Below are 22771 nucleotides of genomic sequence, written 5' to 3'. Positions count from 1 at the left end.
GATCGCAACATGAGCCGAATCTGGGATATCTCGCAAACCCTGCGCCCGGGGTTGCCGGTCTGGCCCGGCGATACCGCCTACCTGGCCGAGCCGACCTGGGTGCTGGAGGAGGGCTGTCCGGTCAACGTCGGTCGCGTCCAGCTGTCGACCCACAGCGGCACCCACGCCGATGCGCCGCTGCACTATGACGCCAATGGCGAGTCGATTGCCGAGGTGGCGCTGGAGGTCTACCTCGGTCCCTGTGTGCTGATCGATGCGGTATCGGCCAAGGGGCGGGTGCAGCCAGAGGATATCGTTGATCAATTGCCGGAACGGGTAGAACGGGTACTGCTGCGCACCTACCCAAGTTTTCCCCACCACCGCTGGGTTGACGACTTTACCGCCGTGGCGGCCGACACCATCGAGCTGCTCGCCGAGCGCGGAGCCCGGCTGATCGGCATCGACAGCCCGTCACTGGACCCGCAGAGCAGCAAGACGCTGGACGCGCACCGGGCGGTGCGGCGCCACCGCATGGCCATTCTCGAAGGGCTGGTGCTGGACCGGGTACCCGCCGGGCATTACGAACTGATCGCACCGCCGCTGAAACTGGACACACTCGATGCCTCGCCTGTGCGGGCACTGTTGAGGAGCATTCACCCATGACCACACTAACCCGTGAACATTTCGCCGAGCTGGATCGCCAGGATCCGCTGGCCGGCTTCCGCGAGCAGTTCGACCTGCCGCCGGGGCATATCTACCTCAATGGCAACTCCCTCGGCGTGCTGCCGAAGGCCGCCAAGGCGCGTGCCCGCGAAGTGGTCGAGCAGGAGTGGGGCCAGGGGCTGATCCGCAGCTGGAACAGCGCGGACTGGATCCATATTCCCCGCCGCGTCGGCGACAAGATCGCCGGGCTGATCGGTGCCGCCGCGGGCGAGGTGGTGGTGGCCGACTCCACCTCGGTCAACCTGTTCAAGCTGGCCGCTGCCGCGGTGGAGCTGCGGCCCGGACGCAGCAAGATCCTGTCTGAGCCCGGCAACTTCCCCACCGATCTCTACATCCTGCAGGGGCTGGAGCGGTTCCAGCACGGGCGTGTGCGACTGAACACCGTGCACCGCAACGAGATTCTCGACGCGATCGACGAGGATACCGCGCTGGTGGTGCTGACCCATGTGCACTACAAGAGCGGGGCGATGTTCGATATGGCGGCGATCACCCAAAGAGCCCATGACAAGGGGGCGCTGGTGCTCTGGGATCTCAGCCACAGTACCGGAGCGGTGCCGCTGGCGCTGAACCGGGTCGGTGCCGATTTCGCCATCGGCTGCGGTTACAAGTACCTCAATGGCGGACCGGGGGCGCCGGGCTTCCTGTTCGTGGCCGAGCGTCACCAGGCGCAGCTGCAGCAGCCGCTCAGTGGCTGGTTCGGCCATGCCGATTCATTTGCCATGCGTGATGACTATGAGCCGGCGCCCGGCATCGAGCGGACCCTCTGTGGCACCACGCCGGTGGTTGGCGCCAGCCTGCTTGAGGTCGGTGTCGACATTATGGTGTCGGCGGATATGGAACAGGTCCGCACTAAGTCGTTGCAGATGGGCGAGCTGTTTATCGCGCTGGTCGAGCAGCGCTTGGGCCCGTATGGCTTCGGCCTCGTCTCGTCGAAGGATCCCGCGGTGCGCGGCAGCCAGGTCTCGCTGCGCCACGAGCAGGAGGGCTTCGCGATTATGCAGGCGCTGATCGCGCGCAACATCATTGGTGATTTCCGCGCACCCGATATCCTCAGGTTCGGCTTCACGCCGCTCTACCTGCGCTACGTCGATCTCTGGGACTGTGTCGACGCCCTGGCCGATATCATGGCCACGGCAGAGTGGGATCGACCCGAGTTCAAGCGGCTGACGGCCGTGACCTGAGCCCGTTGTCGTGCAGTGCCGGCGCTGTGCGCCGGCCCGATTCAGTTTGATCCGTTTCGATTACTGCTTCCGTGTGGCGGAAGTGGCCAAGCCCGTGCGTGCCCAACAGCCATCGCACTCCTGTAGATAACTATAAGATCAGGACTTTACTCATGAATAACAACAGCCTTCTTGCCGACAGCGTCGTTGACTCGGCAGCGGTCGAGAGCGCCTCACCGGCGGTCGGGCGCAGCCAGTGGTCGACGCGGCTCGCGTTCATCCTGGCAGCGACCGGTTCAGCCGTCGGTCTCGGCAATATCTGGAAGTTTCCCTATATCACCGGCGAGAACGGCGGCGGCGCCTTCGTGCTGCTCTACCTCGGCTGTATCGCGCTGATCGGTATCCCATTGCTGATGGCCGAGATCCTGATCGGCCGCCGAGGCAAGCACAGCCCGCCCTACGCGATGAAAGCGCTGGCGGCGGAGGCCGGTGTCAGCAGTCGCTGGCAACTGGTTGGATGGGTCGGCGTGATCACCGGTTTTATGCTGCTCAGCTTCTATCTGGTTGTGGCCGGCTGGGCCGTTGCCTATATCTTCAATGCCGGCTCCGGTGCCTTTACCGGCGCCTCCGGCGATGAGATAGGCGGCATGTTTGGAGCCCTGATCGGCGACCCCTGGGTGACGACGCTCTGGGGCACGCTGGTGCTGGCGATCACGGCGGCTATCGTGATCAAGGGCGTCAAGCGGGGGTTGGAGCGTGCAGTCGGTATCATGATGCCCGGCCTGTTGTTGATCCTGCTGCTCCTGGTCGGTTACGCGATGACCACCGGCCAGTTCGCGCGCGGTTTCGAGTTCATGTTCAGTCCCGATTTCAGCAAACTGACCGGCACCAGCGTGCTGGTGGCGCTGGGTCATGCGTTTTTCTCGCTCAGCCTGGCCGGCGGCGGCATGATGACCTACGGCTCCTACCTGCCGAAGAGGGTCTCGCTGGGTAAGACGGTGATGACTATCGGCCTGCTCGATACCCTGGTGGCATTGATCGCGGGCCTGGCGATCTTTCCCATCGTGTTTGCCAACGGTCTCGAACCCGGTGCCGGACCGGGCCTGATCTTCGTGACCCTGCCGCTGGCCTTTGGTCAGATGCCACTGGGCCAGTGGGTTGGCGTACTGTTCTTCGTCATGCTGTCATTCGCGGCGCTCACCTCGGCCATCTCGCTGCTCGAACCGGCCGTCTCCTGGCTGACCGAAAAACGTGGCTTCTCCCGCCTCAAGGCCGGCGTGTTGACCTCTGCGGGTATTTGGCTGTTGAGTCTGGGCTCGGTGTTTTCGTTCAACATCTGGGCGGAGCACAAGCTGTTCGGCAAGAACTTCTTCGAGGTGCTGGATTATCTGACCAGCGGTTGGATCATGCCGCTCAGTGGCCTGGCGATGGCGATCTTCACCGGCTGGATCATGAGTCGGGCCGCGACCCATGACGAGGTGGGCGATGGCCCGGGTTACCGGAGCTGGCGTTTCCTGGTCCGCTATATCGTCCCGGTCGGTATCCTGGCGATCTTCCTAAACGCCATCGGCGTACTGGGCTAACCCGTTTCGCAAACCAGGCGCAGAGGTCTGCTCTGCGCCGCTATCCCCAGGGTGGCTGAGCGATCACTCCTGTACCCTGCGCAAGGTTTCACTGGGCTTCTCGCCGAACTGCTGCTGGTAGGCTTTGCTGAAGCGGCCCATGTGCGTAAAACCCCAGGCCAGGGCTGTATCGGTAACTGAGAGCTGATGAGCCGGTTTCAGCAGGGCATCTCTGACCCGGTGCAGGCGTACAGTGCGCAGGTACTCGATGGGCCCTATCTGGCGGAACTCGTGGAAACCGGCGTAGAGCGTGCGCAGGCTGACGCCGCCGATCTCGGCCAACCGGGAGGGGGTTAGCGCCTCCTCAGCGTGGGCCTCGATATACTCCTCCACCCGTTTGACGTGGCGCGGCGCCAGGCTGGGACCCTCGCCGGCCAGTTGCTCGGTGTAGTTGTTGGGCTGCTGGCTCAGCAGGGTGTTGATCAGCAGCTCCTGCAACTGCTGCAGTACCAGCCGATGGTGCAGGCTGTCGGGTGAGCTCTTTTGTACCTGGGTGACATACTCCAGCGCCAGTCGCCAGGCGGGCAGGTCAAGCCAGTTGAATGCACTGTCGAACACCAGCGGCTGTTTCAGCGGGTGGCCCAGGTGATGACTGCAGACCTGCTCCAGCTCCGCCCGGTCGATGCGCAGCATCAGCTGGTCGCAGCTGTCCCGGTAGCGCATCTTCAGCCGTTGAGACGGGTTAATGACCACGCCGCGTCCGGCATCGGTGTCGATCAGCTGCTGGTCGCACTGGATCCCGGCGCGTCCGGCCAGTGGCATCTGCACCAGGAAAAACTCCTCCAGCCGGTCGGGATCGACGTTAGCTTCGCCAGCGTAGCGAAGGCGATGCAGCGAAACCTTGCCCAGTGAAAACTGGTGCAGGCGTGAGTGCGCACTCTCACCCTCAACTTCGCGCAGCAGTTCGAACCGGTGTGGTTTGAAGGCCTGGCCTACCTTGTCCCGTACCTCATCCGCATCATCTGATTCGAACACCTGCAGCTGTGGTTGACCCAGCAGGGCGTCCACCAGCGAAGGTGGCACTTTCTTGCTTGGCATTGGCTACTTCTCATATGTTGGGGCACTTTTATTTTATTTTCGCTAACGGTCTACGCCGCTATTTAACCCAGCCCTATAGTAACCAAGTTTAATTCCCGAATAGATCTCCCAAATTGAATTTTTCGCACTAATTGGATAGTCGCTGCCATATTCGGCACGTAAGCCCTGAACCGCTTTGTAAATATGAACCCACGGTTCTGAAATATTCAAAGCAGAGGCACCCAATGAAGAGATCAATAACAATATCGGCGCAAGACGGCAGCGGTCAGTTCAATGCATATGTATCGGTTCCGGCCTGCGGCAAGGGGCCGGGTCTCGTACTGCTGCAGGAGATCTTCGGTGTCAACGACACCATGCGCCAGGTGGCCGACTACTACGCGGAGGAGGGCTACGTGGTCGTGGTTCCCGACCTGTTCTGGCGCCAGGAGCCCGGGGTAGAACTTAACTACGATGTCGAGTCCTGGAAAAAGGCGTTCGGTTTCTACCAGGGCTTTGATCAGGACAAAGGGATCGAGGATATCGCCGCTACCATCGAGGCACTCAAGGGTCTGGATGAGTTCACCGGTGGTGTCGGGGTACTCGGCTTCTGTCTCGGTGGTCGTCTGGCCTACCTGAGCGCCTGTCGTTGCGATGTGGATGCGGCGATCGGTTACTACGGCATGGGGATGGAGAACCATCTCGACGAGGCGGACAACATCAAGGGCAAGTTGGTGCTGCACTTCGCCGAGAAGGATGAATACTGCCCGGCCGAGGCGCGCGAGCGGCTGTTCGCCGCGCTGCAGGGGCGCGCGAACATGGAACTCTACCTCTACCCGGATGCCGACCACGCCTTTGCTCGTGCTGGTTCCGAGCATTACCACAAGCCTTCGGCATTGATGGCGCATCAGCGCTCCGTTACCGCGCTGCGTCGCACCATCGGTCCTAACTACGACCTGTCCTATCTCTGGGACAAGCACTGCGAATATGAATTCGCCACCCGCAATGTGGATGACACCATGGCGACCATGGTCGCCCAGCCCTACGTCAACCATATCCCGACCCTGACCGGCGGTGTCGGTTACAAGGATCTGTACCGCTTCTACAAGCACCACTTCGTTGACTCCAACCCAGACGACACCAAGCTGATCCCGATCTCGCGCACCATCGGCGACACCCAGATCGTCGACGAGCTGCTGTTCTGCTTCACCCACGACCGCGAGATCGACTGGCTGGTGCCGGGTATCGCGCCGACCGGCAAGTATGTGGAGATCCCGCTGGTGGCGGTGGTCAAGTTCCGCGGCGACAAGCTCTACCACGAGCACATCTACTGGGATCAGGCCACGGTGCTGGTGCAACTCGGCGTACTGGACCCTGAAGGTCTGCCGGTGGCCGGGCGCGAAACCGCGGCCAAGCTGCTCGACGAAACCCTGCCCTCCAACGAATTGATGGCCAGCTGGGCCAGCAGCGCAGGCAAGGATTGAGGAGGTGAGCATGAGCACGCTTGATAACCGAGTAGCACTGATTACCGGCGGTGCCACGCTGATCGGCGCCGAACTGGCCAAAGCCTTTGTCGCCGCAGGTGCCAGGGTGGCGATCCTCGATGTGGATGCCGTCGGCGGCGCCAGGTTGGCCGATGAACTGGGCGCCTCGGCACTGTTCATCGAAACCGATATCACCGACGACGAGCAACTGAAGTCTGCCGCCGCGCGCACCGCCGAACAGTTCGGCGGTATCGATTATCTGATCAACCTGGCCTGCAGTTATATCGATGACGGCGTCGAATCGAGCCGCGCCGACTGGCTCAAGGCGCTGGATATCAACCTGGTCAGCGCGGTGATGGCGGCCAAGTTCGTACGCCCCTGGCTCAAGGCCAGCGGGGCAGGGGCGATCGTCAACTTCACCAGCATCTCCGCCCAGGCGGCGCAGACCGGACGCTGGATCTATCCGGCGAGCAAGGCGGCAATGAAACACCTGACCCGCAGCATGGCGCTGGATTTCGCCCCGGACGCCATCCGCGTCAACTCGGTGTCGCCAGGCTGGACCTGGTCCCGCGTCATCGGCGAGGTCAGCGGCGGCAACCGTGACAAGGCGGATCGCGTCGCCGCTCCCTTCCACATGCTCGGTCGCCTGGGCAATCCGCAGGAGGTGGCCGAGGTGGTGCTGTTCCTCTGTTCGTCCAAAGCCAGCTTCGTGACCGGCGCCGACTACGCCGTCGATGGCGGCTACTCCGCGCTGGGGCCGGAGCAGCAGGAGCCCGCGATCCCGAAACTGGCGGAATAACCCAACACCCGGCCCAAGGCCACTACAAGAACAACAGATCAGGAGAGTCATCCCATGACACGCAAAATCGCAATCGTCGGCGCAGGCCAATCAGGCCTGCAGACCGGTATCGGCCTGCTCAAGGCGGGCTACGAAGTATCCATCCTGTCCAACCGCACCGGCGAGCAGATCAAGGCCGGCAAGGTGATGTCCAGCCAGTGTATGTTCGACATGGCGCTGCAGAACGAGCGCGACCTGGGGATCAATTTCTGGGAGAACGACTGCCCGCCGGTGGAGGGGATCGGCCTGCGTGTGCCGGACCCGGCCAACGCCGGCAGCAACCTGATCGAGTGGGCGGCACGCCTGGACAAGCCCGCTCAGTCGGTCGACCAGCGGGTGAAGATGCCGGTGTGGATGGACGAGTTCGTTCGCCTCGGCGGCGATCTGCAGATCCGCGACGTAGATATCGACGTGCTCGAGGAGCTGGCCCAAGCCTACGATCTGGTGCTGGTGGCGGCAGGCAAGGGCGATATCGTCGGCCTGTTCGAGCGCGATAGCGTCCGCTCCACCTTCGACAAGCCGCAGCGGGCACTGGCGCTGACCTACGTGCACGGCATGCAGCCGGTGGAGCCGTTCTCCCGCGTTGCCTTCAACCTGATTCCCGGCGTCGGCGAGTACTTCTGCTTCCCGGCGCTGACCAACAGTGGTCCCTGCGAGATCATGGTGTTCGAAGGTGTACCGGGCGGTCCGATGGACTGCTGGCAGGATGTGCAGACACCACAGCAGCATCTGGCCCGCAGCCTGGAGATCATCAACACCTTCGCCCCGGCCGAGGCCAAGCGTTGCCAGTCGGTCGAGCTGACCGACGACAACGGCGTGTTGGCCGGGCGCTTCCCACCCACGGTACGCAAACCGGTGGCAACGCTGCCCTCGGGGCGCAAGATCATGGGCATCGCCGACGCGCTGGTGGTCAACGATCCGATCACCGGGCAGGGCTCCAACAACGCCTCCAAGTGTTGCCGTATCTACCTGGATGCAATCAAGGCGCGCGGCGACCGGCCGTTCGACGAGAACTGGATGCAGGCCACCTTCGAATCCTACTGGGCCTACGCCAACGGCGTGGTGGATTGGACCAACAGCCTGCTGTTGCCGCCGCCGCAGCACATCCTCGAACTGCTTGGTGCCGCCCAGCAGTCCGCCTCGCTGGCCGCGCGCATCGCCAACGGCTTCAACGATCCGACCGGATTCATGCCCTGGTGGAAAGATCCCGCTGCCTGCGCGGACGTCATCAAAAGCCACATGGCATAGGAGGTAGAGATGACCACTTCAAACCTTGCTGTTGCCGAGCGTACGGAGTTCACACCGGCCAACCAGATCGACCCGCGCGAGCTGCGCAATACGCTGGGACTGTTTGCCACCGGGGTGACGGTGGTCACGGCGCCGGGGCGCGATGGACGTCCGGTGGGGATCACCGCCAACTCCTTCTCCTCGCTGTCGCTGGATCCGCCGCTGGTGCTGTGGAGCCTGGCGTTGAAGTCGCCCAACGTGCAGCTGTTCCAGCAGGGCAAACCCTTCGCGATCAACATCCTCGGCTCCCAGCACCAAGAGCTGGCACTGCAGTTCGCACGCCCGGTGGCGGACAAATTCCAGGACGTGGCATATGGAACCAACGTGCATAGCGTGCCGCTGCTGGAGGGTGCTCAGGCGCACCTGGAGTGCACGGTCAGCTTCACCCAGGAGCTGGGTGATCACCTGCTGATCGTGGGCCGTGTCGATGCCTTCGCCGCCGAACCCGGTGATCCGCTGCTGTTTTACCGGGGGGCCTTCGCCCGCTTGCAGTCGTGAGTACCTGTTCAGGCTCCGTCCACAGGGCGGAGCCAAGCCAGCCCAACAATAAAGGAAAGTAATAGATGACAGTTCGCACACCAATGAAGCTCGCGCTGGCCGTGAGCATCGCCATGCTCTGTTCGACCACGGTTCAGGCCACCGAGGGCGGCGGCTCGAACTACCCGATGGGGGCGGAAAACTACCTGATGGGCGCGTTGCCGCCGCCGGGCGTGTACCCGCTGATCTACGCTCAGCACTACAGCGCCGATGAGCTGAACGACGGTTCCGGCGACGCACTGCCGATCGACTTCGACCTTGAGGCCAACGTGGTCGCGCCGCGCCTGGTTTGGGTCACCGACAAGACGATCCTGGGCGGCCAGCTGTTCGCTGCGGCACTGCTGCCGCTGGTCGATCTGGACGTGTCGGTCAACGGCTTCAGCCAGAGCAATCGCGGAGTGGGGGACCTGGATCTGACCCTGGCGCTCTCCTACCACCACAGCCCCAACCTGCACACGGCGGTAGGCTTCGATATCTTTGTGCCGACCGGCGAGTACGACAAGAACGACCTGGCTAATATCGGTCGCAACTACTGGGCGGCACAGGCGGTTTATGCGGCGTCCTGGGTCGATCCCGCCGGCCTGAACGCTGATGTGAAGTTGATGTACGACTACAACTTCGAGAACGATGACACCAACTACCAGTCCGGTCAGGAGTTCCACTTCGACTACGCCGTCGGTTGGGGCGTGAGCCCGAACTGGACCGTCGGTGTGGGCGGTTACGGCTATAAGCAGGTAACCGGCGACGAAGTCAACGGCGTCGACATCGGCAACAAGGGCCAGGCGTTCGCGATCGGCCCGAGTGTGAAATACGACAGCGGCAAGGGGTTCTTCCTGTCGTTGAAGTACCAGCAGGAGTTCGCCGTGGAAAACCGCCCGGAGGGCAGCGCCTTCTGGATCAAGACTATCGTCCCCTTCTGATAGCCGTTATTGGCCGGCCAGCCCTGGCCGGCCTTTTTGACCTCATCCTACTGCATTGCAGAGCCCGAAAACGGGCTACTTCTTCTCGCCTTGAGTGTGCTGGAAGCCGATTAGTGCAGCCAGTGTCCGTTCAGTGCAGAAATATCCGCCACCCTGCTCAAATCTGCATCGGCTGCCTGTATGCTGATCAAAACAATATTTCAAGCCCCTCGTACCTATAAGTTGATCTAACGCAATAAAAAAACGGGAGGTCTGTATGTTATCAGGCAGGACTCTGTCTCCCTGTATACAGAAGGCTTTGAAGCACGACGCAAACCGGCTGCTGTTCCGCTCGGTGACCCTGGAAGAGGTTCGCGACGAGGTGGCGGCGGCGTACAAACCGCACCGCCTGGATATGAAAGCGAATGCCGGGCTCGATGCGCGGATGCATTCGCTGTCCCTGGGGCAGGTCAAGTTCAATCGGCTGAAGTATGGTGCCGATGTCAGAATCAACCCTGAACACCTGGAGCAGTTCTACCTGATCCAGATGCCGGTGTGCGGTTTCGCTGATATCAGTCGCGGAGAGGACCGGATTGCCTGCGACGCGCGTCTGGCATCGGTGTTGAATCCAACCGAGCCGCTGAGCATGCGTTGGAGCGGCGACTGCGACATGCTGATGTTCCGAATCGAACGCGAGGCGGTGGAGCGCGCCTGTGCTCAGCAGCTGGGCCAGCCACTGCACCAGCCGCTCAGTTTCAAGCCTGAGCTGAACTGGCAGGCCGATCCGGCCTGGAGCAACATGATGCTCTACCTCACCCGCCTGCTGCAGGAGTGTCCCGCTGCTGCCGAACAGCTGCTGATTCGCCAACAACTGGAACAACTGGTGGTCAATACGCTGCTCGCCATTCAACCGCACAGTTATACCGAGCGCATGAATCAACCGCACCAAACGCTGGCACCACGCTATGTTAAGCGGGTCGAGGAGTATATCGAGAGCCATGCGGCGGAGGCGCTTACCCCGGGTCAGCTGGCGGAGTTGGCCGGCGTCAGTATCAGAACCCTGTACGCCGGGTTTCACGATTTTCGCCAGACCAGCCCGATGGAGCACCTGCGGCAGATACGGCTGCGTAAGGTCAAAAACACACTGGAGCAGCAGGCCGAGCGTATCTCGGTGACCGATGCCGCGCTGAGCTGGGGTTTTACCCATATGGGACGCTTCAGCCGGGAGTATCAGCGCACCTTTGGCGAGAAACCGAGCGATACCCGCCGCAGAAGTCTGCTGTGACGGGTGTGATAAGAGAGCGCTGATTCAGCCGATCAGCTGGCGCGGCGCCGTGGCCCGATAGCTTGGGCGCGCCTTCATCCGCGCAAACCACTCCTGCAGGTTGGTGAACCGCTCCGGAATGGCGACGCCATAGGCTTCGGCCAGACCGAAACGGGCGGTCAGCGCACACTCGGGCAGTGAGTACTGTCCGGTGAAAAACTCGCTGTTACCGAGCTGATCGGCCAGGTAATCCAGTGCCTGTTCGAACGCTTCGACACCGGCCTGAATGCGCGCCCGATCCCACTCCGACTCGGGTTTTCCCCGTTTCTCGAAGATCACCTCGCGCAGGGCCGGGCCGATTACCGTGTCGCTGTAGCTATTGATCAGCCTCGCCTTAATCCTGTCCGCTGGAGCCGTTGGCAGCAGCGTGCCGGGCAGATCGGCCAGGTACTCCAGGATCACGTTGGATTCGTAGATAAGCCTGTCGCCATCGACCAGTACCGGCACGGTTTTTTTCGGTGTCAGTGCCTGCCAGACGGGGCGCTGTTCGGGCGACTGCGAGTCGACCAGCCTCGCCTCCTGGCCGGTTTCATACAGGGCCAGCCGGACCTTCCAGCAGAACGGGCACTCCGGTTTGTCATAGAGTATCCATGAGGACATAGGGTCACCTCCTCGGTGCCAGGCACTCAAGAATAGAAAGGTGTGTCGGTAGCGGTCGGGCTCAGATCTTGGCGGCGCGCATCTCGCGCAGCTCATCGAGCACGAAGTCGATCCGGTCCTGGCCCCAGAAGATCTGGTCGCCGATGACGAAGCTGGGCACCCCGATCACTCCGAGCTCGGCCGCTTCCTGCGCGTTGCGCTCGAGCTGTGCCAGGTTGCTGCTGTCACTGATCGCTATCGCCAGCTCTTCTCGATCAAGGCCAATTCGTTCGCCGACATTGAGCAGCACTTCGGGATCACCGATATCGCGTCCGTATGCCCACTCCTCGCGCATCACTTCGATGATGTAAGGGCGCAGCAGCCCTTTCTGTTCCGCCAGCAGGGAGCCGGCGCCAGCAGCCGTCGGCTCGGTGGCGGCCGGTGGCGGGTTGACCGGAATGCCCATGCGGCGGGCAAAGCGCGCCAGATCCTGACGGGCCAGCGGCATCTTGCTCTTGGCTCTGTCCGGCGGCGAGCGCAGATCCCAGCCGCCGACGGGGCGCCAGACCAGTTGGGTGTTGTAGTCATCGACAATCGGCCAGAGCTTTTTGCTGGCCAGGTAGCAGTAGGGGCTGCGGAAATTGAAGTACAGCTTCACTTCAACGGGGGCTGTCATGGCGCTCTCCGTGGATCGGTTCGGTTGTTATGGCGGCGACGATGCGCTTGATAACAGACTACCTTTGCCGGTTATTTGTGATAAATATGAAAGCAGTCAAATAATATGTGAACTGAATTCATAAGTAGGTGTGTGTGGATAAGTGGACGCAGATGCAGGTGTTTGTCGAATCGGTGCGCAGGGGGAGCTTCTCCGCCGCCGGGCGCCAGCTCGATCTTTCGCCGTCGGCGGTGAGTAAATTGCTGACTCGATTGGAGGCGAGGTTGGGGGTACGACTGCTCAACCGTACCACGCGTACCTTGCACCTGACCGAGGCAGGTCAGGCGTATTTTGAACGCTGTATCGAGATTCTGTCCGAGATCGAGGAGGCCGAGGATGTGCTGACCGGTTACGGCCAGATCCCGACAGGAACGCTGCGCATCAACAGCACCCCCGGTTTCGCCAAGCATCAGTTGCTGCCGCTGATGCCGGAATTTCAGGCGCGCTATCCACAGGTCACGCTGGAGTTTCAGCTTACCGGGCAGTCGGTGGATCTGATCGGCGAGGGGGTGGATCTGGCGATCCGGCTGGGCGAGCTGAAGGATACGAGCCTGGTCGGACGCAAGCTGGGGGAGAGCCAGCGTCTGGTTTGCGCCAGCCCGCAATACCTAGAATCCAGAGGGCAACCGAACAAGCCCTCGGATCTGCTGCAGCATGACTGCTTGCGTCTATCCACCAGCGACGTGTTCAACCAGTGGCAGTTCAGCAGTGCGGCCGGTGCGGAGATTATCGAGGTGACAGGGCACTTTGTTACCGACAATGTTGATGCGCTGCACGAGTACGCGCTGCTCGGTGGCGGTATCGCCCGGCTGTCATTGTTTATGGTGGCGCAGGATATTGAGGCGGGACGCCTGGTGCCGCTGTTGAACGATTATGGCATCGAGAAGCAGCTGATCCATGCCGTCTATCCCCACCGCAAGCATCTGCCGGCCAAGGTCAGAGCGTTGCTGGAGTTTCTGGCGGAAAAATTTTCTCCCGCCCCTCCCTGGGGTTGATAGCGTCGATATTTAAGCTTCGTTTCAGCCTCAGTCGTTAATACTGGCCCCATCCAATAGAGGAGGCCGGTTATGGAAACTCTTACTCACACTGCTAATACCGTTCGGAATCAAGCGTCGGCCCGGACCATCAAGGTCTGGGATCCATTGGTTCGTATCTTCCACTGGTCGCTGGTGGGCTTCTTTGCCATCGCCTGGGCGACAGCCGAGGAGATCCAGTTTCTGCACGAATGGAGCGGCTATGCCATCGCGGCACTGGTCGGCTTCCGTCTGGTGTGGGGGGTGATCGGTACCCGCTATGCCCGCTTCAGCGACTTTATCTACCGACCCAGTCGGGTCAAGGCTTACCTGAAAGAGCTGTTTAGCGGACGCGCCCGGCACTACGTCGGCCATAACCCGGCCGGCGGACTGATGGTGGTCGGCCTGTTGCTCGGACTGGCGATGCTGACCTTCAGCGGTATGGCGCTGGTGGCGATCGACGGCGAGGGGCCACTGGCGGCTACCTGGGTGGCCGGTCTGTCCGAGCACCTGGTCAAGGATATCCATGAATTCTTCGCCAACCTGTTGCTGCTGTTGGCGGGGGTGCATCTGGCCGGTGTACTGGTCAGCAGCCTGCTGCACCGGGAGAACCTGGTTCGGGCGATGATCACCGGGCGCAAACAGGTGCGGGATGCCGACAAGGGGGGCGAACGATGAGCAGACTCAGTATCGGGTTGCTGGTGTGTGTGCTGGCCGGACCGGTTGCGATAAGCAGCCAGGCGGCGGAAGCGGTGGACCAGTTGCTGGAGGGCTACCGACAGCAGGGGGCCGGCCCGTTCAGTGCCGAAGCGGGACAGAGCTTCTGGAACCGGGATTTCGATGGCAACAGCTGTGCCGCATGCCATACCGCCGAGCCGACCCGAGTCGGCGAGCATCAGAAAACCCGCAAGGCGATCGAGCCGATGGCGCCCTCGGTCAATCCGGCACGCCTGACCGAGGTGAAACAGATCAACAAGTGGTTTCTGCGCAACTGCAAGGGCGTGCTCGGGCGTGAGTGCTCGTCGCAGGAGAAGGGCGACATCCTGACCTGGCTCCGGGCGCAGTGACGCAACTTTTATTAGAGTAGGAGTAGTACGATGAATCGATGGGTCAATGGAGTACGCTGGAGTCTGGGTGTCGCGATGCTGGGCAGCGCGCTGGCATTGGGTGGTTTCGGGCTGGTCAATCTGACCACCGGTGGCGCCTGGGCCGAGAGCGAGCACGAATATGAGGAGGTTGAGCACGGCGAGCGGGAGTCGGGTGAGCGGCGCAGTTCGATGGCGATGAACCTGAATCCGCTCTATGCCGAAGAGTGTTCAGCCTGCCATCTCGCCTATCCGGCTCAGCTGTTGCCGCAGCGCAGCTGGATCGCGATCATGAACGGGCTGGACGATCACTTTGGCGAGAGCGCCGAGCTGCCGGCCGAAACGGCACAGGTGATCAGCGACTATCTGACCGCGAATGCGGCGGATATGAATCCCGGTCGACGCTCGCACCAGTTCCTGCGCAGCATCGGCAGCAACGAGACGCCGCTACGGATCACCGAAACCCCCTTCTTCAAGCGTAAGCATGATGAGGTGCCGAAACGGTTGGTAGAAGACAACCCGGAAGTGGGTAGCTTCAGTCAGTGTCAGGCCTGCCATGGACAGGAGGCACAACGAGGTATATTCGATGAGGATACGGTGGATATTCCCGGTCATGGTCGCTGGGACGATTAGCCTCGGCGTCCCGTCGTTGCAGGCGAAAGAGAAGATTCACCAGAGTGAGGCCCGCGAACTGGTCAAACAGGGCGAGATGCTCTCCCTCGACGATCTGCTGGCGCAGCATGGAGAGCGCCTGGCCGGGCATCTGCTCGATGTCGAACTTGAACGTGAGCACGGCCGGCTGGTGTATGAGATAGAGGTGCTTGGCGAGGATGGCCAGGTACGCGAGTTCGAGATCGATGCGCGTAGCGGTGAGTTGCTGAAACAGAAGCTGGAGGACTAAGGCTTGCACCTGTTACTGGTTGAGGATGACCTGAAGCTGGTCGATGAGCTGAAACCCCGACTGAAGCAGGCGGGGTTTGCCGTCGAAGTGGCCAACGACGGCGAAGATGCCGCCTTTCTCGGCGCCGAGGAGAGCTTCGATATCGTGGTGCTCGATCTGGGTTTGCCGCGTAAGCCGGGCTTGCAGGTGCTCAAGGAGTGGCGCTCTGCCGGGCTGGATATGCCGGTGCTGATCCTGACCGCCCGCGACAGCTGGAACGAGCGGGTCGACGGACTCAAGGCCGGCGCCGACGATTATCTCGGCAAACCCTTTCATGTGGAGGAGTTGCTGGCCCGGCTAGAGGCGCTGATCCGCCGCCGCCATGGCCATGTCCGCCAGCAGATCGAGGTGGCGGGGCTGCAGCTCGATCCGGACAAACTGCAGGTGCGGGATCGCCAGGGCCAGTGGCACAGTCTGACCGGCATCGAGTTCCGCCTGCTGCGTTACCTGATGCTCAATGCCGGGCGCGTGCTGTCGAAAACCGAGCTCAGCGAACATGTCTATGAAGAGGATCAGCTGCGCGACAGCAATGTGATCGAGGTCTATATCAACCGGTTGCGCCAGCGTTTCGGCCGGGAGCTGATCGAGACCCGGCGCGGCCAGGGTTATCGGCTCCGCGAGGTTCCCGGCTCGGCAGAGGAGGGCGGCGCATGAGCGAAGAGAGTAGCAGGTCCACCAGACCGGTCAGTCTGGAACGGCTGATCCGCCACCGGCTGCTGCTGGTGCTGATCATCGTGTTCGGCGTGCTGCTGTTTCTGCTCGACCGTGCCGTGACAACGCTGACCGAGGATTTCGTGCGCTCCAGGTTGCAACACGACGCCGAAGGCCTGATCTCTGCGCTGCAGGCAGATACTGGTAACCCGCCCTCGGAGTGGACACTCTCGGGCCAGGCGCTGCCGCAGGTGTATCAGCGCGTACACTCGGGCCACTACTTCATTATCCAGTACGCCAACGGTGAGCTCCGCTCCCGCTCGCTGTGGGATCTGGACGTCATCCCCCCAACCCTGAGGCCCGGCGTCACCGCCGATGGCCTGATCGCACCCCTGGACGATCAGCAGTGGCTGATATGGCAGCAGGGGTTCCGCAAGGGCGATACCGATTTCAGCCTGTGGATCGCGGAGGATATTGCGCCGCTGCAGGCGATTCAGCGGCGCTTTGAGCTCTATCTGCTGGGCCTGGTACTGATCGCCATACCGATACTGCTGTTTTGGCAGCGGTTGATATTGCACCGCGGGTTCGCACGGTTGGAGCCCTTGCGGAAAACACTGATCGAGCAAAGCCGTGGCAGCAGTGCCGAGCTGCCGACCGATATACCGGACGAGGTACGGCCGCTGGTCGAGGCGATCCGTACGCGGCTGATCCGCTCCGGCGAGCAGATCCAGCGTTCGCGCACGGCGTTGGGCAACCTGGCGCATGAGTTGAAAAGGCCGCTGCAGCAACTTCACTGGCAGGCGCAGGGCTGCGATGACCCGGAATTGCGTAAGGAGTTGGAGAGTATCCACGAGAACCTGCTGCGCCGTATCGAGCGTGAACTCAGGCGGGCTCGCATCGCCGGTGCGCCGATGCCGGGTCAGCAATTCATTCCACTGGAGGAGGTGCCGCATATCCAGCGCTTGATCGAGCTGTCGACCCGGCGCGAACTGCAGTTTCACTCAGATATCCCCGAGGGCGCCATGCCCTACGACCGCGACGATATGATCGAGCTGCTCGGTAACCTGCTCGACAACGCCTGGCGCTTTGCGACCTCGGCGGTCTGGTTGACGATTCGCCAGGATGAGGGCGGCTACAGGCTGGAGGTCAAGGACGATGGTCCGGGCGTGGAGCCAGAGCATCTTGAGCGTCTCAGCGAGCGCGGACTGCGCCTGGATGAGCGGCATTCGGAGGGGCAGGGGTTGGGACTGTCGATCTGTGCGGCGGTGGTCGAGAGCTATGGCGGTGAGTTGGCGTTTGATCTTGCCGATACCGGTGGTTTACGGGTTGTGGTCCTGCTGCCGGACTGATGACGGCCGGATTAACCACCTTGATCATTTGCTGAAGAGCAGGTGGTACATTCATTATTTCATCAATATTTATCAGTGAAACCCTGCGCCGGCACCTCTTTCGTTTCGGCGTGATTTATATTTGTTTATTAATAACTACTTGTAAGTAAAGGAGAATATTTCCACTTTTTTGTTTCGGTCAGGTTCTGGTACAGGCTTTGCTCTAGTAGATCGGAGTGCTGTTCTTACTAGCCATAACTATAAAAAAGAAGTGTGAAATATGCCGTCTACACCTCTTCCCAACCCGTTCGCGGGACACTTTTCGATTAATACTCGTTCTATTCTGCTGGCGGGGTTGTTTCCACTGCTGTTGGCCGGCTGCGAAGCCCCGCTGGACCTGACCGGTGTCGAGCAGGAGCAGGGCAAGTCGATCCGCCGCACCGACCAGCTCCAGGCCCTGGCCGCCAACGACCGGGTACAGGTCGCCGTCGGCAACGACGGTTTGGTACTTACTCGGTCTGAAGAGCCCCGTGCCATCGGCCGCGAGGCCTGGCAGCGCCAGACCCTGCCCGGTGCCCCCGGCCTGATCGATGTCGAGGCTTGTGCCGATAACAGCCTGATCGCGCTGAGCTTTGACAAGCAGCTCTGGCGCAGCGACGACGATGGCGCGAGCTGGCAGGCGTTTGCTATCCCCACCCAGGAGAACCTGCTCGACCTGACCTGTGCCCCCGATGGCCGCTACTGGGCCGTGGGCAGCTTCTCCACGCTGATCTCCAGCGATGACCAGGGCCGGAACTGGTCCGAAGACTCCCTCAACGAAGACGCCATGCTCACCAGCATCCAGTTCATCGATGATTCCCTGGCCTATGCCAGCGGTGAGTTCGGGCTGGTTGCGCGCTCCACCGATGGTGGTGCCAGCTGGGAGGTGCTGCCGCCGATGCTGGATGAGTTCTATCCCCAGAGCACCCTGTTCATCGATGCCGCGTCCGGCTGGTCGGTGGGCCTGGATGGCACCGTGCTACACACCGCGGATGGCGGCGAGAGCTGGCAGCTGAGCCCGACCCCGGTGGCGGCGCCGCTCTATGGCCTGCTCGACACGGCCGACGGCCTCTACGTCCTGGGCGAAAACGCCACGCTGCTCAAGCATGAGGGCACGCAGTGGACGCCGGTGCCGGTGCCGGCCCGGCCGGTCTACCTGCGCGCGGCGCTGGCCACGGCCGAGGGGCTGCTGGTCGCCGGCGGTAACGGCACTCTGCTCAGCCTCAAGCGCTGATCGCGTTTCAGCTCCCGATCCTGGCAACCCTGTCCGGGCGACCCTGCCCGGGCGGCCGATAACAACAACTCGCGGATACGATCATGGATAAACACTCTGCCGAGGCCCACAAGGCCACGCACTGGCTGCACCGGTTCGAACAACGGGTGTTCGACTACCCCAAGACCATTCTCGGGCTGATCCTGCTGGCGACCCTGTTTTTTGCCGCCCAGGTGCCCAACCTGAAGGTCTACTCCGACTTTGCCGATCTGCTGCCGCAGACCCACCCCTATATCCAGCTGCACAACGAGATCAAGGAGTCGTTCGGTGGCGCCAATGTGATCATCGTCGGCGTCGAGTTCACCGAACACGACATCTTCGATAACGCCGCCCTGGCGCGGATCCACCGAATCACCCAGGCGGTGGACTCCCTGCCCGGGGTCAACCACAACCTGGTCGCCAGCGTCACCCACCGCAACTCGCGCAAGGTGTGGCTGACCCCTGAGGGTAACGTCAACTCCGAGTCCTACTACAACCCGGAACACACCGACCTCGGTACCGCACAGCTCGACCAGCTGCGCAAGGATGTGGTCGCCGATGCCCGCGTCTACGGCCCGCTGGTCAGCCCCGATATGCACATGGCGCTGGTCAAGGCGCAGTTGATCGAGGGCCAGCTCGACTACGCCGCCACCTTCGACAAGATCCAGCAGCTGCGTGAGGCGGAAGCCGCCCCCGGGGTCAAGATCCACGTCACCGGCCAGCCGATGCTGGTGGGCTGGGCCTACCAGTACCTGGACCAGATCCTGACCATTTTCCTGTTCACCGCGCTGATCATGGTCTCGCTGCTGATCTTCTACTTCCGCAAGGCCTACGGCATCTTGATCCCGCTGGCCGGGGTGATCGTCTCCTCGATCTGGGGTGTCGGCATCATCTCCCTGTTCGGCTACAACCTGGACCCGCTGAGCTTGGTGATTCCGTTCCTGATCTCGGCGCGGGCCATGTCCCACGGTATCCAGCTGGTCGAGCGCTACTACCAGGAGCTGGCCAGCCATGCCGACCACCACCTGGCCGCGCGGCTGACCTTCGAGAGCCTGTTCCGCCCGGGGAGTCTCGGCGTGGTCTCCGACGCCATCGGCCTGCTGCTGATCGCCATCGGCTCCATCCCGCTGAACACCAAGATGGCCCACTACGCGTCGATCTGGGCGCTATCGATCATCCTCACCGTGCTGCTGGCGGTGCCGCTGCTGCTCTCCATCCTGCCCAAGCCGCGCCGCATCGAGATCAGGCACAACCTGTTCCGCAACGTCGGCTATTTCTGTGCGGATCTGATCAGCGGTGAGCGCGCCGCCAAGCGCGCATTGGCGCTGGCCCTGGTCCTGCTGGCCGGCGGCTTCTACTTCTCCTCCCAGGTGGTGATCGGCGAGTCCGAACCCGGTTCGCCGATCCTGTACCAGGAGCACGACTACAACCTCTCCTCCAAGGCGGTCAACGATGCCTTTCCCGGCTCAGAGGAGATGTACATCGTCGCCGAGACGGCGGAGAAGGGCGGTATCAAGCGGCCTGACGTACTTAAGGCGCTGGCCGATCTGGAGCGCACCATGCTGCTTGACCCCGGTGTCGGCGGCGCCAAGGGCGCACCGGACCTGGTGATGCAGGTCAACCGCCTGCTGCACAACACCGACCCGCGCTGGCTGCAGATCCCGGATGACCAGCTCTACGTCGGCGGCCTGATGTACACCTACATGATGTCCAACCCGATCCCCGGCGCGTTGAACGAGTTCATCGACACTGACGAGCGGATCGCCAACCTGGTGTTCTACTACAAGGACCACCAGGGTGAGACCATCCGCCGCGCTATCCACACCGCCAAACAGTGGATTGCCGAGAACGAGGGCAAGGTCGAGGGCCTGACCATCCGCCTGGCCGGCGGCACCATCGGCGTCATCGCGTCGCAGAACGAGGCCGCATTCGAGACCAACCTCTGGGTGCTGCCGCTGGTGTTCCTGCTGATCTTCCTGTTCGTGACCCTGTTTTACTCCTCGCTGATGGCCGGGGCGATGATGTTCGGCGCCATGCTCTTTGCCACCACGCTGACCTACGCCTACATGGGCCTGGTGGGGATGGGGATCAACTCCAACACCGTGCCGATCATCGCCGTCGGTGTCGGCGTCGGCATCGACTACTCGATCTACATGATGGACCGCATCCGCGCCGAGATGACCAGCCTGGGCGACCTGGCCCAGGCGGTGCGCCGCGCCATCCGCACCACAGGCCTGGCGGTCAGCTTCACCGCCATCACCCTGATCGCCGGCATCGTCATGTGGGTGATCCTGTCCGACCTGCGCTTCCAGGCCGATGCGGCGCTGCTGCTGATCGTCATGGTGGTGCTCAACGGCGCTGCCGCCATGCTGCTGGTGCCGAGCTGGGTGCTGGTGTTCAGACCTAAGTTTATCTGCACCGCCTACGTCGATGAGGACGGCGTGATCCACGCCGACGACAGTCTCTCATCCGATGACGCAGAGGCCGCGCCCGTCGGGAAGGGCGAGCCGGCATACCAGGCGACCGAATCCATCTCTGATGCAACCGTTAAACCCTCGCTAGTCATGACCACCAAGGCATAAAACGCTTTTTAAAACACCAAAGAGGCCAAAAGATATGTCGAAAACAATAACAACGACATCCACCCCCCTGGCAGTGGCGGTCGCCGCCGCCCTGGCCGGAGGGCTCACCGCGCAGCACGTCGCTGCCGCCGATACCACCTGGGCCGGGTTCGTGGAGAACGCCACCTACCACCGCAAGGATGTGGGGATCTCCAAGTTCCGCAACACCGCCCAGGCTGAGTTCGAGACTAAGTTCGACTCCGACAGTTTCCGTTCGCTACGTCTGAACGGTGTGCTGCGCGGCACCTACGACGGGGTCTACGACCTCAACGACGACGAGTTCGGCAAGGATGCGCAGCAGGACTACCTGGGTCAGGACTGGCACTCAGCGGGGACGGCCACGACCACCATCCCCGGCCCCAATGTGCCGATTCTCTCCGCCGGGGTGCCTTTCCCGTGCGAGAACGATCCGACTCTGTGCGACAACCTGGACGGCTACATGGACCAGAAGGAGCGTGACGCCAGGTTCCCCGAGTTCAACGACCGGCTGGACTTCATCCGCGAGCTGTATGTCAGCGCCGACAAGGAGCTGACCAACGGCGACGTACTCAGCTTCCGTCTCGGCAAGCAGCAGGTGGTCTGGGGCAAGACCGACCTGTTCCGTGTGCTCGACGTGATCAACCCGGTGGACTACTCGCGCCACAACATCTACGACGAGCTGGAAGATATCCGTATCCCGCAGTGGATGCTGACCGCCGAGTGGCGGATGGGGCCGAACCAGGTGCTGGACGACTCCAACCTGTCGCTGGTGTGGAACTTCGACAAGTTCCGCCCGAGCAACCTGGGCACCTGCGGCCAGTCCTACAAGATCCTCGATGCCGGTTGCTTCTTCAGCTCCTACATCAACGTCGACAAGCTGGTGGGCGGCCCCTACACGGCACCGGTGCCGATCATCCACGACGTGGAGGAGCCGGAGTGGAGCCTGGCCAACACCCAGTTGGGCATGAAGTGGGAGGGCGTCTACGGCGATGCCACCTTCTCCGTCAACGCGCTGACCTACCGCCAGCAGCTGCCGTCATTGCATTTCCGTGAGCTGGCCCCGGGCACCGGCGCTCCGGCTACCGACGGCGTGTTCGACATCAAGTTCCCGCGGGTCAACCTGCTCGGCGGTGCCATCGACTACTACTCCATGGACATGGATGCGGTCTGGCGCGTGGAGCTGGCCTACACCGAGGGCGAAGAGCTGCCGCGTGACCTGGACGGTCACAAGGAGACCGACATGCTGCGTTACGTGATCGGTCTGGACAAGAACCTGGTGATCCCGGCGCTGGGTACCTCCAGTGCGTTCCTGATCTCCGGTCAGCTGTTCGGAGAACACATCCTCGACCACGAAGCGGACATGCCCAACGACGAGGACAACTGGATCGCCACCGGTCTGTTCAAGGGCTGGTACATGAACAACCGTCTGAGCCCGCAGATCATCGTCGCCCATGACTTCGCCGCCAAGGCGACCGCAGTGGCGCCGAGCATCTCCTGGACCCCGGATAACCACTGGATGTTCAACCTGGGGCTGAACGTGAAGTTCGGCGGTGACGAGCAGTTCCCCTGGTCGGTGGCCGGTTTTGCGGACACCTACGAGCCGCTGGCGCGCTTCACCAACGGCCCGATCGGTGTCGCCAACCAGGAAGACGAAATTCAATTCACCATTCGCTACAGCTTCTGACCCTGAGTGGATAACAAG

General features: G+C 62.0%; 22 protein-coding genes. 19 read left to right on the top strand and 3 right to left on the bottom strand.

What is annotated here, in order from left to right; all coding sequences use genetic code 11:
* Positions 1 to 9 precede the first annotated feature (9 nt).
* From kynB to KQ940_RS13675, 3 genes are all read left to right on the top strand, one after another.
* Entirely contained in the window at positions 10 to 642 is a 633-nt protein-coding gene (kynB, locus tag KQ940_RS13685; RefSeq protein WP_217414245.1) for an arylformamidase, read from the top strand.
* Complete coding sequence (gene kynU, locus KQ940_RS13680; protein ID WP_217414244.1) at positions 639 to 1883, top strand: kynureninase; 1245 nt, start codon at positions 639 to 641, stop codon at positions 1881 to 1883. Before kynB ends, kynU begins: the two co-directional genes overlap by 4 nt.
* A 152-nt stretch (positions 1884 to 2035) precedes the next feature.
* Complete coding sequence (locus KQ940_RS13675; protein ID WP_217414243.1) at positions 2036 to 3445, top strand: sodium-dependent transporter; 1410 nt, start codon at positions 2036 to 2038, stop codon at positions 3443 to 3445.
* A gap of 63 nt (positions 3446 to 3508) precedes the next feature.
* Here the strand turns inward: KQ940_RS13675 and KQ940_RS13670 are convergent, their stop codons facing one another.
* On the bottom strand, positions 3509 to 4522 hold the full coding sequence (locus tag KQ940_RS13670) for an AraC family transcriptional regulator (protein ID WP_217414241.1): 1014 nt from the start codon (positions 4520 to 4522) through the stop codon (positions 3509 to 3511).
* Between the two features lie 224 nt (positions 4523 to 4746).
* On the opposite strand from KQ940_RS13670, the gene KQ940_RS13665 reads away from it, so the two are divergent.
* From KQ940_RS13665 to KQ940_RS13640, 6 genes are all read left to right on the top strand, one after another.
* A complete protein-coding gene (locus tag KQ940_RS13665; RefSeq protein ID WP_217414239.1) occupies positions 4747 to 5982 on the top strand; it encodes a dienelactone hydrolase family protein in 1236 nt (411 codons plus the stop codon).
* A gap of 10 nt (positions 5983 to 5992) precedes the next feature.
* A complete protein-coding gene (locus KQ940_RS13660; protein ID WP_217414238.1) occupies positions 5993 to 6781 on the top strand; it encodes an SDR family oxidoreductase in 789 nt (262 codons plus the stop codon).
* A gap of 54 nt (positions 6782 to 6835) precedes the next feature.
* The gene (locus KQ940_RS13655) at positions 6836 to 8068 is read left to right on the top strand and encodes a styrene monooxygenase/indole monooxygenase family protein (protein ID WP_217414237.1); all 1233 of its coding nucleotides are present in this window, start codon (positions 6836 to 6838) and stop codon (positions 8066 to 8068) included.
* A 9-nt stretch (positions 8069 to 8077) separates the two neighbouring features.
* Positions 8078 to 8605: a flavin reductase family protein gene (locus KQ940_RS13650; RefSeq protein WP_217414236.1), complete on the top strand. Its 528-nt coding sequence runs from the start codon at positions 8078 to 8080 to the stop codon at positions 8603 to 8605.
* A gap of 65 nt (positions 8606 to 8670) precedes the next feature.
* Complete coding sequence (locus KQ940_RS13645) at positions 8671 to 9564, top strand: SphA family protein (protein ID WP_217414235.1); 894 nt, start codon at positions 8671 to 8673, stop codon at positions 9562 to 9564.
* 298 nt (positions 9565 to 9862) lie between these two features.
* Positions 9863 to 10828, top strand: coding sequence for an AraC family transcriptional regulator (locus tag KQ940_RS13640; RefSeq protein ID WP_217414234.1), 966 nt, complete (start codon positions 9863 to 9865; stop codon positions 10826 to 10828).
* A 24-nt stretch (positions 10829 to 10852) separates the two neighbouring features.
* Here the strand turns inward: KQ940_RS13640 and KQ940_RS13635 are convergent, their stop codons facing one another.
* Positions 10853 to 11467, bottom strand: coding sequence for a glutathione S-transferase family protein (locus KQ940_RS13635; RefSeq protein ID WP_217414233.1), 615 nt, complete (start codon positions 11465 to 11467; stop codon positions 10853 to 10855).
* 61 nt (positions 11468 to 11528) lie between these two features.
* A complete protein-coding gene (locus tag KQ940_RS13630; protein ID WP_217414230.1) occupies positions 11529 to 12122 on the bottom strand; it encodes a 2-hydroxychromene-2-carboxylate isomerase in 594 nt (197 codons plus the stop codon).
* Positions 12123 to 12256: 134 nt separating this feature from the next.
* On the opposite strand from KQ940_RS13630, the gene KQ940_RS13625 reads away from it, so the two are divergent.
* The 10 genes from KQ940_RS13625 to KQ940_RS13580 all read left to right on the top strand — a co-directional run bounded on the left by KQ940_RS13625 (position 12257) and on the right by KQ940_RS13580 (position 22753).
* Positions 12257 to 13156 (top strand): LysR family transcriptional regulator, encoded by a 900-nt coding sequence (locus KQ940_RS13625; RefSeq protein WP_217414228.1) that lies wholly within the window; start codon positions 12257 to 12259, stop codon positions 13154 to 13156.
* Between the two features lie 72 nt (positions 13157 to 13228).
* On the top strand, positions 13229 to 13852 hold the full coding sequence (locus tag KQ940_RS13620; protein ID WP_217414226.1) for a cytochrome b/b6 domain-containing protein: 624 nt from the start codon (positions 13229 to 13231) through the stop codon (positions 13850 to 13852).
* On the top strand, positions 13849 to 14241 hold the full coding sequence (locus KQ940_RS13615; protein WP_217414224.1) for a DUF1924 domain-containing protein: 393 nt from the start codon (positions 13849 to 13851) through the stop codon (positions 14239 to 14241). Before KQ940_RS13620 ends, KQ940_RS13615 begins: the two co-directional genes overlap by 4 nt.
* 30 nt (positions 14242 to 14271) lie before the next feature.
* Positions 14272 to 14892, top strand: a complete 621-nt coding sequence (locus KQ940_RS13610) for a diheme cytochrome c (protein WP_217414223.1) — start codon at positions 14272 to 14274, stop codon at positions 14890 to 14892.
* Positions 14873 to 15160: a PepSY domain-containing protein gene (locus KQ940_RS13605; protein ID WP_217414222.1), complete on the top strand. Its 288-nt coding sequence runs from the start codon at positions 14873 to 14875 to the stop codon at positions 15158 to 15160. Before KQ940_RS13610 ends, KQ940_RS13605 begins: the two co-directional genes overlap by 20 nt.
* A 3-nt stretch (positions 15161 to 15163) precedes the next feature.
* Entirely contained in the window at positions 15164 to 15853 is a 690-nt protein-coding gene (locus KQ940_RS13600; protein ID WP_217414221.1) for a response regulator transcription factor, read from the top strand.
* A complete protein-coding gene (locus KQ940_RS13595) occupies positions 15850 to 17199 on the top strand; it encodes a sensor histidine kinase (protein ID WP_217414220.1) in 1350 nt (449 codons plus the stop codon). Before KQ940_RS13600 ends, KQ940_RS13595 begins: the two co-directional genes overlap by 4 nt.
* A gap of 259 nt (positions 17200 to 17458) precedes the next feature.
* Positions 17459 to 18451, top strand: coding sequence for a WD40/YVTN/BNR-like repeat-containing protein (locus KQ940_RS13590; protein WP_217414219.1), 993 nt, complete (start codon positions 17459 to 17461; stop codon positions 18449 to 18451).
* An 83-nt stretch (positions 18452 to 18534) separates the two neighbouring features.
* Entirely contained in the window at positions 18535 to 21051 is a 2517-nt protein-coding gene (locus KQ940_RS13585; protein ID WP_217414218.1) for an efflux RND transporter permease subunit, read from the top strand.
* 34 nt (positions 21052 to 21085) lie between these two features.
* Positions 21086 to 22753, top strand: a complete 1668-nt coding sequence (locus KQ940_RS13580; protein ID WP_217414216.1) for a DUF1302 family protein — start codon at positions 21086 to 21088, stop codon at positions 22751 to 22753.
* Positions 22754 to 22771 lie beyond the last annotated feature (18 nt).

Source organism: Marinobacterium ramblicola, from assembly GCF_019084545.1.
GTDB lineage: Bacteria > Pseudomonadota > Gammaproteobacteria > Pseudomonadales > Balneatricaceae > Marinobacterium_D > Marinobacterium_D ramblicola.
Note: the sequence above shows the minus strand (reverse complement) of the source record. Positions and strands in the feature narration are given on the sequence as shown.